9 protein-coding genes and 1 pseudogene are annotated in these 13,675 nt (G+C 71.0%); 7 read left to right on the top strand and 3 right to left on the bottom strand.

Annotation, left to right across the window (positions count from 1 at the left end; all coding sequences use genetic code 11):
* Positions 1–131 precede the first annotated feature (131 nt).
* The gene (locus FNH09_RS37760; RefSeq protein ID WP_338017809.1) at positions 132–1,085 is read left to right on the top strand and encodes a replication-relaxation family protein; all 954 of its coding nucleotides are present in this window, start codon (positions 132–134) and stop codon (positions 1,083–1,085) included.
* A gap of 49 nt (positions 1,086–1,134) precedes the next feature.
* Here FNH09_RS37760 and FNH09_RS37755 read toward each other — a convergent pair whose 3' ends face one another.
* Positions 1,135–3,210 (bottom strand): SpoIIE family protein phosphatase, encoded by a 2,076-nt coding sequence (locus FNH09_RS37755; RefSeq protein ID WP_152894388.1) that lies wholly within the window; start codon positions 3,208–3,210, stop codon positions 1,135–1,137.
* Positions 3,211–3,418: 208 nt separating this feature from the next.
* On the opposite strand from FNH09_RS37755, the gene phoU reads away from it, so the two are divergent.
* Positions 3,419–4,087: a phosphate signaling complex protein PhoU gene (gene phoU / locus FNH09_RS37750; RefSeq protein ID WP_152894387.1), complete on the top strand. Its 669-nt coding sequence runs from the start codon at positions 3,419–3,421 to the stop codon at positions 4,085–4,087.
* Between the two features lie 315 nt (positions 4,088–4,402).
* On the opposite strand, the pseudogene FNH09_RS37745 reads toward phoU, so the two are convergent.
* Positions 4,403–4,765 (bottom strand): annotated as a pseudogene (locus FNH09_RS37745) (transposase); the annotation flags it as partial.
* Between the two features lie 249 nt (positions 4,766–5,014).
* Between FNH09_RS37745 and FNH09_RS37740 the strand changes: the two are divergent.
* Complete coding sequence (locus tag FNH09_RS37740) at positions 5,015–5,968, top strand: replication-relaxation family protein (protein ID WP_338017808.1); 954 nt, start codon at positions 5,015–5,017, stop codon at positions 5,966–5,968.
* Positions 5,969–6,165: 197 nt separating this feature from the next.
* Here FNH09_RS37740 and FNH09_RS37735 read toward each other — a convergent pair whose 3' ends face one another.
* Entirely contained in the window at positions 6,166–6,363 is a 198-nt protein-coding gene (locus FNH09_RS37735) for a hypothetical protein (RefSeq protein WP_152894386.1), read from the bottom strand.
* Positions 6,364–6,484: 121 nt separating this feature from the next.
* Between FNH09_RS37735 and FNH09_RS37730 the strand changes: the two genes are divergently transcribed.
* The 4 genes from FNH09_RS37730 to FNH09_RS37715 all read left to right on the top strand — a co-directional run.
* Positions 6,485–9,148: a helix-turn-helix domain-containing protein gene (locus tag FNH09_RS37730; protein WP_152894385.1), complete on the top strand. Its 2,664-nt coding sequence runs from the start codon at positions 6,485–6,487 to the stop codon at positions 9,146–9,148.
* Positions 9,149–9,505: 357 nt separating this feature from the next.
* Entirely contained in the window at positions 9,506–10,186 is a 681-nt protein-coding gene (locus FNH09_RS37725) for a GntR family transcriptional regulator (RefSeq protein WP_152894384.1), read from the top strand.
* A gap of 116 nt (positions 10,187–10,302) precedes the next feature.
* On the top strand, positions 10,303–12,813 hold the full coding sequence (locus FNH09_RS37720) for a Helicase associated domain protein (RefSeq protein WP_162469703.1): 2,511 nt from the start codon (positions 10,303–10,305) through the stop codon (positions 12,811–12,813).
* Between the two features lie 132 nt (positions 12,814–12,945).
* On the top strand, positions 12,946–13,675 hold a 730-nt coding region (locus FNH09_RS37715), incomplete at its 3' end, for a hypothetical protein (RefSeq protein WP_152894382.1).

Below are 13,675 nucleotides of genomic sequence, written 5' to 3'. Positions count from 1 at the left end.
GGTCGGGGGCGGGGTTATCGGATCGTGCCCGTGGTCGGGTGGTCCTGGTCGGGATGGTGGTCAGGGCCGGCTGCTGCCGTGGCTGTACGGGGCGCCGGAGGGGCCGGCGCCTGGTACGGGAGGTGGCGGGCGTGGCGTTGAATCTGGAGGCGGCGGTCGGGGACCGGCTGGCGCTGGCTGTCGTGGCGCAGTACCGGCTGGTGACTACGGAGCAGCTGCATTTGTTGACTGCGGCGAGGGTGCGGATTGAGCAGACGCGGCGGCGGTTGATGAAGTTGCGGGAGGAGGGGCTAGTTGAGCGGGTGACGCTGCCTCAGGCGGGGCGGCGACGGGTCTGGTTCGCGACGGCGTACGGGGTGCAGGTCGCTTCCGAGTGGCCCGAGCTCCGTGATTTCGCTGCGCCGCGGTTGCTCGCCGATCCCACGGCGGCGCGGCTGCGGGTGGCCCACGCCCTGACGGTGAGCGAGGTGGGCCTGTCGTTCGTGCAGGATGCCCGCGCCCGCGGCGACATCTGCCGGCCGCTGGACTGGATACCGGAGGTCCACCACCCCCTCGGGGGCGGGGAGGCAGTCATCCCCGACGCTGTGCTGTTCTACCGCGCCGGCAGTGGGTCGATGCTGCGGGCGTTCGTCGAGGTCGACCGGGCAACCATGGGCCCGGAACGGCTCGCAGCGAAACTCACCGCATACGCCCGCCTGCACGCCTACATCCCCATGGCGCCGCCCGGCCGGCATCGGCAGGCTGGCGGGGTGCAGACGGAGCCGGACTGGCGGCAGCGCTACCCGCTCTTCCCGCGGCTGCTGTTCGCCCTGGACGGCACCGGAGCGGCCGGCGTCGACCACCGGATCAGTGCCCTGCACGCTGCCGCCAGAGAACTGGCAGTGGGAGCGCTGCTCCGCGAGGTGCCCGTGCTGGCCGTTTCGATGACCGATCTGCTGCAGCGCGGGCCGTCCGCGCCCGTGTGGCGGCCCGTCCAGGACCCCGCGCAACGAGTGGACTGGACGTCCAGGCCCGTCCAGCATGCGGCAGCCCAGCCGGTCGCACAGAAGCCGACCACGCCCCGCCCGTGGCCCCCGCAGCCCTGACCATGGGCCCGTGGTTGGGAGGTGATGGGCACAAGACCCAAGCCTCAACTCACTCTGAAGCGATCGGTAACCGGGGCCAGCGTCGGGCACGGGCGATGAGTACGGCCACGTCGTCGTGGTCGTCCGGATCGCGCAGTGCGTCCAGGAGCCGGTCGCAGGTTTCTTCCGAGGATCGGTCGGGTCTGTGGAGCAGTTGGAGGAGGAGGTCCAGGCGCTCGTCGATGGCGTGGTGGCGGGTCTCGACCAAGCCATCGGTGTAGAGGACCAGTTGGTCGCCGGGGGCCAGGCCGAAGGTGGTGACTTCGAAGGCGACACCGCCGACCCCGAGGGGTGCGCCGGTGGGCAGAGCGAGCAGTTCGGGGGGCTCGCCCGCGCGCATCAGCACGGGGGGCAGGTGACCGGCGACAGCGATGTGGCACAGGGCGCGGTGCGGGTCGTAGACGGTGTAGGCGCAGGTGGCGTACTGCTCCAGATCTGCGGTGATCTTGTCGAGGTGGTGCAGTACCTCGGTGGGTGGGAGGTCGAGGTTGGCCAGGGTGGTGGTGGCGGTGCGCAGGCGTCCCATGGTGGTGGCGGCGCTGATGCCGCTGCCCATCACGTCGCCCACGACCAGTGCAGTCTTGTCGTCCACTAGGGGGATGACGTCGAACCAGTCGCCACCGACTTCGATGGTCGTTCCGGCGGGCCGATATCGGGAGGCGATCTCCAGGCCCGCCTGTTGCGGTGGGAGGTCTGGCAGCAGGCTTCGCTGGAGGGTCACAGCGATGTTGCGTGCGCCTTGGTACAGACGGGCGTTGTCGATGCGCAGCGCGGCTCGATCGGCCAGCTCACCGGCCAGGGTGAGGTCGTCGTGGTCGAAGGGCACCGAGTTGCGGGCGCGGGTGAGGCCCAGGGTGCCGAGCACCTCGCCGCGGGCGGTCAGGGGCGTCACGAGATAGCTGTGGACGCCGGCGCGGGCCAGGATGGCGGCGGCTTCGGCGTCGCGGGCGATGCGGGCCAGGTCCCGCTGGCCGACGTGGGTTATCAGAATGGGGCGTCCGGTCCGTGCACATTGAGTGGCCAGGCGCTGCGCGCTGTAGCTGGCGAGGTGGCCGGGAGGGTCGGCGGCGCGGACGGCCTCGGTCGGGTACGCGGCCTTCACGGCGAGGGCACGGAAGAGTGCCCGGCCGGCGCCGGGCCCCGTTGGATGGCGGTCGTCCAGGACGCAATCCAGGATGTCCACCGCCGCCACGTCGGCGAGCTCGGGGACGGCGACGTCGGCCAGCTCTCGGGCGGTCTGTTCCACGTCCAAGGTGGTGCCGATACGGGCGGAGCCGTCGGCGATCAAGGCCAAGCGCTGCCGGGCGCGGTGCCGATCGGTGACATCCACCAACAGGATGGCTACCCCGAGTACCCGACCGCTGGGACCGTCGAGTCGGTAGAAGGAGACCGACCAGGCGTGATCGTTGTCGGGGTCGGCGGGAGTGTGTCCCACGCTCTGCTGATCGATCAGGGGCTTTCCGGACGTGAGGACCTGCCGCAGCGCAGCCTCGATCGCATCGACATCCAGGAACGGCAGGGCCTCGCGGACTGGTCGCCCGAGGTGGTCTTCGGCTGGGACACCGTTGATCTGCGCGAGCGCAGGGTTGACGGCCACGTAGCGCAGGTCGGTGTCCAAGACGGCCAGCCCGATCGGGGACTGCGATACCAGCCGGGTGGACAGAGCCACGTCCCGTTCCACCTGGCGCAGGATTGCCTCGTTGGTGGCGATGCCCAGGGCGTAGAAGTCACCCCGGTCGTCCAGCAGCCGCATGTTGCGGAACTCCACCAGCCGGGTACTGCCGTCCTTGTGCCGGACGGGGAAGGCGCCGGCCCACCCCTGGCCCGTCCGCATGACCTCGGTGAACAGCCTGATCATCAGGTCCAGGTGTTGCTCATGGACCAGCAGCCGTGCCGCGTACCGGCCCAGCGCCTCCTGCGCGGTGTAGCCGAACAGTTCCTCGGCCTGCGGGCTCCACAGCACGATCCGCCCTTCGGCATCCAGCAGCACCGCCGCGACACTCAGCAGATCCAGCAACCCACTGCGCTGCGGCGGCCCGGCGCCAGCCTGGTCACCCTCGCCCCCGAAGAGGTCGGCTGTCCTCATCCCAGGCACTCCCTCCGCCCGCCCGGGGCGACGCGCGGCCCCGGTGCGTTCAGGCTGCGGCGTGTCCCATAGACCTCGCGGTGCTTCCATGGTCCCCCGGATTCGGGCAGCCGCCAGGTCGCGCTAGGCGGCCACTGCTCTGCGCGCGATGTGTGCGAGCCTGGCAACGGGCGAAGCCTGGCGCCCACGACTGGACGGTGAGGACGCGATGCGGGAGACGTACCACGAGGAACTGGCCTCGATCAGTGATGGCCTGGTGGAGATGGCGAACCTGGTCGGCTCGGCCATCGGCCTGGCCACGACCGCTCTCCTCGATGCCGACCTCCAGCTTGCCCAGAGCGTGATCTCAGCCGACGAAAAGGTCGATGACCTCCAGCGTGACCTGGAGAATCGAGCGATCACGGTGCTGGCACGGCAGCAGCCGGTAGCTACGGATCTGCGGCTCGTGGTGACCTCGCTGCGCATGAGCGCGGACCTGGAGCGCTCTGGTGACCTGGCCCAGCATGTGGCCAAGCTGGCCCGCATGCGCTATCCCGACCGGGCGGTGCCACGCGATCTACGCCGAACGGTCCTGGAGATGGGTCAGCTCTCGCAGCGCCTGATGGCGCAGGCCGCCGAAGTGATCCTCACCCAGGACGTCGATGCCGCGCTCCAGCTGGAGAAGGACGACGACCGCATGGACGAGTTGCACCGCACGATCTTCCAGCACCTCATGGACGACCAGTGGCAGCACGGCGTGGAAACCGCCGTGGACGTCACACTCGTCGGCCGCTACTACGAGCGGTTCGCCGACCACGCGGTCTCAGTGGCCCAGCGCGTGGTCTACCTGGTCACGGGCGAACACGCAGACGAGCTGATCCCCGACACGCCTGCATGACGCCCATCAGGCTCGGCGAGGGTGCCCGCTTGGCCAGTCCGTAGCGGTCGCCCACTCGGCGGGCGTCGTATTGGCAGGCCGTGCCCCGGCCGTCAGCATGGGCGCATGGTGGAACACACGACAGTCGTGCACACCCTCACCCGGAACAGAACCCACCGGGGAGGATGGATCGAGCACGACCCGACCGGACACGCAGTGGTGTGCTGTGCCTGCGGCCTCGACAGCGGCAGCGTGCCGGAAACACAGGCAGTGCAGATTGCCGATGAGCACCGCCGGACGGCCGCAGAAGCCCGCGCATAAGACGTCGTCTCCTTTGGTGAGTCTGCGGTAGCAGATGAGGGTGCAGGCAATGCTGGTAAAGGCCAGGAAGTGCTCGGCTTTGCGCTGGCAGCGGCGGTGCAGTCTGCGGCATCCGGCGAGCCAGGACATCGTGCGTTCGATGGTCCAGCGGTGGCGTCCCAGCCGGGCCGAGGACTCGATGCCTTTGCGGGCGATGCGATGGCGGATGCCTCGGCCGCGTAACCATCGCCGCAGGTGGTCGTAGTCGTACCCCTTGTCGGCGTGGAGCTTGCCCGGTCTACGCCTGCGGGGTCCGCGCCGGGAGCGGATCGGCGGTATCCCCTTCACCAGCGGCATCAGCGCCTGGCTGTCGTGGAGGTTCGCTCCCGAGATCCCCACAGCGCATGCCCTGCCGCATGAAGGGCCAGCACTCACGTGCTGGCCCTTCATCGTGCTCCTCGGCCTCAGCAACGCGACGAGAAGTCCTCAGAGAGGTGTCCTGCGGGGTTGTGGGCGTGGTCGGGGGCGGGGTTATCGGATCGTGCCCGTGGTCGGGTGGTCGTGGTCGGGATGGTGGTCGGAGCTGGCTGCTGCTGTGGCTGTTCGGGGCGCCGGAAGGGCCGGCGCCTTGTACGGGAGGTGGTGGGCGTGGCATTGAACCTGGAGGCGGCGGTTGGGGATCGGCTGGCGCTGGCCGTCGTAGCGCAGTACCGGCTGGTGACCACAGAGCAGTTGCATTTGTTGACTGCGGCGGGGGTGCGGGTTGAGCAGACGCGGCGGCGGTTGATGAAGTTGCGGGAGGAGGGTCTGGTTGAGCGGGTGACGTTGCCTCAGGCGGGGCGGCGGCGGGTCTGGTTCGCGACGGCGTACGGGGTGCAGGTCGCTTCTGAGTGGCCGGAGCTGCGCGGGTTCGCTGCGCCGCGGCTGATCGCCGATCCCACGGCGGCGCGGCTGCGGGTGGCTCACGCCTTGGCCGTGAGCGAGGTGGGGTTGTCGTTCGTGCAGGATGCCCGTGCCCGCGGCGACATCTGCCAGCCCCTGGACTGGATACCGGAGGTCCACCACCCTCTCGGGGGTGGGGAGGCAGTCATCCCTGACGCTGTGCTGTTCTACCGCGCCTGCAGTGGGTCGATGCTGCGGGCGTTCGTCGAGGTCGACCGGGCAACCATGGGCCCGGAACGGCTCGCAGCGAAAGTCACGGCATACGCCCGCTTGCACGCTTACATCCCCATGGCGCCGCCTGGCCGGCGCCGGCAGGCCGGCGGGGTGCAGACGGAGCCCGACTGGCGGCACCGCTACCCGCTCTTCCCGCGGCTGCTGTTCGTCCTGGACGGCATCGGAGCGGCTGGCGTCGACCACCGGATCAGTGCCCTGAACGCCGCCGCCCACGAACTGGAAGTGGGAGGCCTGCTGCGCGAGGTGCCTGTGCTGGCCGTTTCGATGGCCGATCTGCTGCAGCGCGGGCCCTCCGCACCTGTGTGGCGGCCCGTGCAGGACCCCGCGCAACGCGTGGGCTGGATGTCCAGGCCCGTCCGGCATGCGGCAGCCCAGCCGGTCGTACAGGAGCCGACCACGCCCCGTCCGTGGCCCCCGCAGGCTTGAGCATGAGCCCATGGTTGGGCCTGACCATGATTGTGCTGGCCGATTCCGTGCCTGGTGGGGTTGGTGGCTTGCTGGTTGGGCAGTCGCGTCAGCCGCCTTGCCGGCCTCGGCCTCTCCTTCGCCGCGTGAGCGGAGAGGCCAGCAGGATCGGCATCAGCCGCAAGCGACGGGCTTCCGGAGGGTGTGGGGGCTGGTCGTTAGGTGAGGAAGGGGGAGAGGGCGGCGGTGACGGCGGCGGCGAGGGTGATCGCGGCGGCGAAGGTGGTGGCGGCGCGAGTGAAGGCCGTCGGCCAGGTCGCGCCGTCCATGCGGGCCAGCGTCCCTGCGCCCACGGCGGACAGCAGTGCGACGAGAAGGACGACGGCAACGGTCAGGACAACAACGGCGACGGTCACGGCAGACTCCCTGGACACGGTGAGGTGTTGACAGGGACGAAGCTCGCGGAATCGCTGTGCGCCATGGTTCACGGCGACAAAGATGGACACGGGCGCACACACCACCCCGGGGGATCACCGCATGCACGACGAATCAGACCGCCGCGCGGCACACGCTGAACTGCGCAGGAGACTGGATGAAGGACGGGCCCGCGCCCGCCTGGATCAGACGCAGCTCGCCGGCAGGGCCGGGCTCGGGCGCGGGACGGTGTCGAAGGCGCTCTCGCCTAAGGGGGGCGTGCCGTCGGTGGACACGGTGACCGCGCTGGCCCGTGTGCTGAAGCTGCCGGTGGGCGAACTGCTGGAGTTGCGGCGGACCGCGGCCGGGGAAACAGCCGCGGCGCCGGCCGACCTGTCGGGGCTGGGCCGGTCGATCGGCCAGTGGGAGCCGCACGAACTGGAAGTCCATCCCGCCGGTACCGGCCCGGCTGCGTCGGGGGTCGGCGGAGTGAGGGCGCTGCCCGGGTACGTGGCCCGCGAGCATGACCGGGTGCTGGCCGAGGCGGTAGCGGCGGCCGCAGCGGGTCGCAGCGGGATCGTGGTCCTGGTGGGGACCTCATCGACGGGCAAGACCCGGGCGTGCTGGCAGGCCGTGCAGCCACTCGCCGAACAGGCGCTCACCGGGCAGGAATGGCGGTTGTGGCATCCCTTCGACCCGACCCGCGCCGAAGCCGCACTGGAGGACCTGCACCAGGTCGGGCCGCGCACGGTGGTGTGGCTCAACGAGGCACAGCACTACCTCGGCGACCAGAAGTTCGGCGAGCAAATCGCGGCAGCCGTGCATCGGCTGCTGACCGACACCGAGCGCGGCCCAGTCCTGGTGCTGGGCACTTTGTGGCCCGAGTACGCACACGACTACACCGCCCTGCCCGCACCAGGCAGGGCTGATCCGTACAGCCGGGTGCGGGAGCTGCTGGCCGGCCGCACCCTGAGTGTCCCCGACACGTTCGACACCGCGGCCCTGGCCGCCGCGACGGCCCTTGCCGAGAAGGGGGACGAGTTACTTGCCGACGCTCTCACCCGAGCGGGGGACGGCGGCCGGATCACTCAGGATCTGGCCGGAGCCCCTGAACTCCTCAACCGCTACCAGCACGCCACCGGGCCGGCCAGAGCGCTGCTGGAAGCGGCGATGGACGCGCGCCGTCTCGGCGTCGGTCTCCACCTTCCGCAGGCCTTCCTGACCGACGCCGCCCCCGGCTACCTCAGCGAGGGCGACTACGACCAGCTCACCGACGACTGGGCGGAACAGGCCTATGCCCAACTCGCCGAACCGGTCCATGGCAAACAGGCCCCCCTGCGGCGCACCACTCCCCGGCCCGCATGGAGCCCGTCCGCCCCCTCCGCCGGTGTTGCATCCTCTGTCCCGTCGTCTGCCGGGCCGGTTTTCCGGCTCGCCGACTACCTCGAACAACACGGCCGCAGCAGCCGCCGCCACCTGTGCCCACCCGCCTCCTTCTGGCACGCCGCCCACACCCGCCTCACCCACCCGGAGGACCTGGCCAGGCTCACCAACGCGGCCGCCAAACGCCACCGCCTGCAATGGGCTCACCACCTCCGACACCGCGCCGCCGACCACGGCGACACCGACGCCCTCTACCACCTGGCCATGCTGCGAGAGGAGTCGGGAGACCGAGCCAGCGCCGAGACGCTGGCCCGACAGGCCGCCGACCACGGCAACACCGACGCCCTGGTACACCTGGCCGAAATGCGGGAGAAGGCCGGGGACCGGGCAGGGGCCGAAACCCTGGCCCGACAGGCCGCCGACCACGGCAACACCGACGGCCTGGTGCTCCAGGCCTGGATGCGGGAGAAGGCCGGGGACCGGGCAGGGGCCGAGACCCTCTACCGGCAGGCCGCCGACCACGGCGACACCAACGGCCTGGTACGCCTGGCCGAAATGCGGGAGGAAGCCGGGGACCGGGCAGGGGCCGAAACCCTGGCCCGACAGGCCGCCGACCACGGCGACACCAACGCCCTGGTACGCCTGGCCGAAATGCGGGAGGAAGCCGGGGACCGGGCAGGGGCCGAAACCCTGGCCCGACAGGCCGCCGACCACGGCGACACCAACGCCCTGGTACACCTGGCCGAAATGCGGGAGGAAGAGGAAGCCGGGGACTGGGCGGGGGCCGAGACCCTCTACCGGCAGGCCGCCGACCACGGCGACACCTACAGCCTGGTACGCCTGGCCAAAATGCGGGAGGAAGCCGGGGACCGGGCAGGGGCCGAGACCCTCTACCGGCAGGCCGCCGACCACGGCGACACCAACGGCCTGGTACGCCTGGCCGGGATACGGGAGGAAGCCGGGGACCGGGCAGGGGCCGAAACCCTGGCCCGACAGGCCGCCGACCACGGCAAGACCAACGCCCTGACGTACCTGGCCTGGATACGGGAGGAAGCCGGGGACTGGGCGGGGGCCGAGACCCTGGCCCGACAGGCCGCCGACCACGGCGACACCAACGCCCTGGTACGCCTGGCCGGGATACGGGAGGAAGCCGGGGACCGGGCAGGGGCCGAGACCCTCTACCGGCAGGCCGCTGACCACGGCGACACCTACAGCCTGGCACGCCTGGCCGAAATGCGGGAGGAAGCCGGGGACCGAGCAGGGGCCGAAACCCTGGCCCGACAGGCCGCCGACCACGGCCAGACCGACGTCCTGCTACCCGTGGCCAAGCAATGGAAGGTCCTCAACGGGCTGTGGCCGTACGGTCTGGAGCCGGACGGCACACCGACAGCCCCGTGGCAATAGTCCGCGCCCTCCCAGTGAACCGGCACGTACCGCCTGGCACGCAGTAAGGGATGTCGTTTGCGGCGGATGACGATTCTGCTGGCCTATTTCGTGCCCGGTGGGGTTGGTGGCTTGCTGATCGGGGATTCGCGTCAGCCACCTTGCCAGCCTCGACCTCTCCCTCGCCGCGTCAGCGAATAGGCCGGCAGGATCGACCGTGGGCCCGACCATGGGTGCGGCCGATATGACCGTGGGCCCGACCACGGCTGGTCAGGAGTCGGGCGGGCGGTCCGCTCGCGGGCGGAGGCATGCAACATACGCCGGGGCACTTTCCCCAACCTGTCAATCTTATTGACAGGTTGGGGCTACGGTGGGCGCATGACCGTATCCACCGGGAACTCCCCTGCGCTGATCGCCGGGGACCTCGCAGTCGCCATTCATCAGGGGTCCATCCGTGACGGGGAACGGCTGCCGTCGCAGGCGAAGCTGGCGCAGTCCTACGGGGTGTCGTCGGGCACGGCCGCCGCCGCGCTGGCCAAGCTCGCTGCCGTCGGCCTGATCCAGACCGCGCCGGGCAGCGGCACGTACGCCACGGCCAGCCCGGACCCGTTCGAGCCGAATCCAGTCCTCGATGTTATGGCGGCGGCCTCCGTCTGCCGGACGCTCGCCGGTCTGGAGTCCGGCCCTGGCGAGCCCGAGCCGCCGGCCCTTGCCGTCGGCGGGAGCCCACGCTGGGGGACGGTGTCGAAGGACGACGAGACCATGCCGCCGCGCAGTCTGGACGTCGACGTCCTGCCCGGGCTCGACCGGCACGTCCTGCGGTGGATGAGCGAGGCATACGTGTCAGCCGCCCGCCGCCTGGTGGCGCACGGCGTGAGCGACACCGACCGGCACCTGATCGAGTCCGCCCGCGCGATCCTGCGCGACGGCGGCCGCCGTCCCCAAGACCAGCCCGCCCTCACGTGGGCGGGCAGTCCGCAGTCGGCCGACGAAGACGTCGTCCTGCGGATCTGGCCCGAACGCGGCGAACCGCGCGACCCAGGCGGCCCGCCGTTCTAGACCCGCCCTTCCCACACTTGCACTGAGCATGACCGGGCGGCCGTCCACTGCCAGGCGCACGGCCGCCCACTCCATTCAGTCACCAGAACCGTCGCAGACCAGGAAGGACCACACTCGTGGCCGTCACGCTTCGTCCGCATCAAGTCGAGGCTGTCGACGCGGTGCTGCGCCATCTCTCGGAGCAGCCCGGACAGGGGATCCCGCCGGAGGGGCTGCGCACGCAGGTCATCGCCGCGACCGGGTCCGGGAAGACCCTGATCGGGGTGGAGTCGGCGAACCGTCTGTCCGCGCGGCGGGTGCTGGTCCTGGTTCCGACCCTGGACCTGCTCGTGCAGATGGCCGGCGCGTGGCGGGCGGGCGGCCGTCGCGGCGCGATGATCGGCGTGTGCTCCCTGCGGGGTGCGGACAGTCAAGGCCTGCCGTGCACGACGGACCCGGACGAGCTGATCGCGTGGACGGCCGGGCCCGAGAGCGTGACGGTGTTCGCGACGTACGCGTCGGTCGGGATGGGCACGCTCCAGCGGGCGCATGCTGCGGGTCTGCCGGTGTGGGACCTGATGGTCGTGGACGAGGCGCACCGGGTGAGCGGTGACGGTCTCAAGCCGTGGGCGGCCGTGCACGACCAGACCCAGGTCCCGGCCGTGCGGCGCCTGTACATGACCGCCACGGCACGCGTGTGGGAGGCCGACGGGGACCGCCCGCGGCTGGTGGCGTCCATGGACGAGGACTCGCCGGTGTTCGGGCCGGTCGCCTACAAGCTGAAGCTCAGTGAGGCGATCCGGTTGGGGCTGGTGGCGCCGTATCAAGTGCTGTGCCTGGACATCCGCGACCCGCATCTGCATGCCGCGATGACGACGGAGGCAACCGGGTCCGACGTCGTGCGCGGGGCCCGCCTCGCGGCCGTGCAGACCGGCCTCATGCGCGCGGCTGTTGAGGAGCGGTTCCGGCGGGTGCTCAGCTTTCACAGCCGCGTCGGCGAGGCGGAGGCCATGGCGACCGCCGTACCGGTGACAGCGGCCCGGCTCGCCGAGGACGACCCCGACACCTTCCCGCCGGCCGCGCAGGTGTGGTCGGCGTGGCTGTACGGCGAACACGCCCCCGCCCACCGCCGCCACGTCCTGGACGAGTTCGCCTCCGACTACCTCACAGGATCCGGCCTGGACGGCACGGACGTGCGCGCCGAACTGCGGGTGTTGTCCTCCGTCCGCGTCCTGGGCGAGGGCGTCGACACGGCCGAATGCGACGCGGTCCTGTTCGCCGACGCCCGCGGCTCCATGGTCGACATCGTCCAGATGGTCGGGCGCGCCCTGCGCACGCGCCCCGGGGTCGGCAAGCTCGCCACACTGATCGTCCCGGTATTCCTCGGGGAAGACGAAGACGCCAACGAACTGCTCACCTCCAACGCCTACGGCACCCTCGCGAAGATCCTCGGAGCGCTCCGCGCTCACGACACAGACACGATCGAGGCGCTCGCCGACCCCCGTGTCCGCAACGCCCGCCCTCAGCCGGAGAAGGACGACAACCACGACCAGGACGACCGCGAGGACCAGGAGGGCGACGACCTGGAGGACGTCGTACGGGTGGGTGCGGCGGCGGCCGGGGTGCTCAGGTTCAGCGAGGAACGCGACCCCTCCGCCCTCGCACAGTTCGTACAGCTGCGGGTCATCGACCCCGAGAAGGCGTACTGGCGGCGCGGCATCGAGGTGGCCACCAGGTGGCTGCGCGAGACCGGCAGCACCGAGCTGCGCGTCCCGTACACGTTCGTCTCGCCCGAGGACTGGGGCGCGGCCGGCGGTCATCCGCTGGGGGTGTGGATCGCGGATCAGCGGAGGTACTACGCGGCAGGAACCCTGGAGGCCGCCCGCGTGGAGCAGTTGGAGGCGCTGGGGATGGTGTGGTCGGTGCAGGCTTCCGCGTGGGAGGCCGGCCTCGCCGTCGCCCGCGCCTATGCCGAAGCGCACTCGCACCTGCTCCCGCCCACCACGGCCGTTTTCGACGACTTCCCCATCGGAACCTTCATGAAGAACGCCCGCGCAGCCGCCCGCAAGGCGGCCGAGAACGCTCAGCGGCGGGCGAACGGGGAAACCGTCTCCTACACCGGGGAGCTTGCGGAGTCCCGGGCGGAAGCACTCACCGACCTCGACCCCGGGTGGTGCCCGGCGTGGGACATCATCTGGCAGAGGTCGTACCGGCTCACCCTCGCCCACGTGAAGGCAGGCGGCGCCCTCCCTGCCGGACCGGGTGAACTCATCGTCCAGGGCGAGGACCTCGGTGTGTGGATCGCCGGGCAGCGGGCCGGGTGGGACAAACTCATGCCCGCCCAGCAGTGGCTCCTGGAGTCCGTCGGGATCGAACCCCCGGCCGAAGGTGAACCGGTGGTGGGCGCGTCCCGGTCGCAGGACGCTCGGTGGGCCGCGAGTCTGGCGGCCGCGCGACAGTTCCACGCACGGGAGGGTCATCTCCTGGTGCCCCGCAAGCACCTTGAAACGGTCGTGGGCGACGCGGGTGACGGCGGTTGGGAAGAAGTCGTGAAGCTCGGCGCCTGGGTGGACAACGCCCGCCGCAGGGCAGGGAACCTGAGCAACCAGCGCCGCGCCGAACTCGACCAGCTCGGCATGCGCTGGTAGCCGCCCGAACATGCCACGACCGCCGCGGCCTGCTCCGGGTGGCTGGCCTGGTGGTCACCCCCGCGGCACGCGGTATCCCGGGCCGCTCGGGCATGATCTCTTCCGATCAGATTCGGCGTGGGGTGGTATGACGTGGGCGAGTGGCGAACCGATCCGACGTTCGCGATGTGCAAGGCACTGGTGGACGGGGCAGACCTGGCCTCGTTCGTCGGCGGTCCGTACGACGTGCGGGCAGTGGTGGCCGCCATCCGGCCCGAAGCCAAGGACGGATTCCTGCTCGACGAAGTCCCCTGGGAGCACTTCCCACAGGGAGACCACGTCAGGCAGGCCGTTCAGCTGCTGCACACCGGCAACTCGCCCGTTCGCACCGGAACGGGCGTGGTGGACGGCATGAGCGCCAACGACATGCGGGCCGCCGCCGTGCTCGCCGTACCGTTCCTGATCCGGATCGCCGCCGACACCCGCCACCCTCACCGTGCCGCCGCGCTCGCTGAAGTCTCCGCCCCGGCCCGCGCCCGCTACTTCGGCGTCGCCTCCCGCGAGGAACTGCTGCTCCACCGCACCGGCACCCAGCACGACGACCTCTACGACGACTACGGCGTCGAGGTGACCGGCTACCCGGCGGGCTGGTCGGTCGCCGCCGCCCGTGCCGCGATCACCGCCGACACCACCCTGCTGCAACCCCTTCTCGACGACTCCGACCCCGCCATCCGGATCGACGCCGCCTACGCCCTGGCCACCGCCACCGACCCCGACCGCACGGTCCGTGCCGCCTTCCACACCCACCTCGCCGCCGAGCAGGACCCGATCGTCCGCGCCGCCCTGCTTCTCGCCACCGCCGAAGCCACCCGCACCCACCCCC

It is taken from the genome of Streptomyces adustus, assembly GCF_009377175.1.
Classification (GTDB): domain Bacteria; phylum Actinomycetota; class Actinomycetes; order Streptomycetales; family Streptomycetaceae; genus Streptomyces; species Streptomyces adustus.
This window is presented reverse-complemented; position numbering and strand designations above follow the sequence as displayed.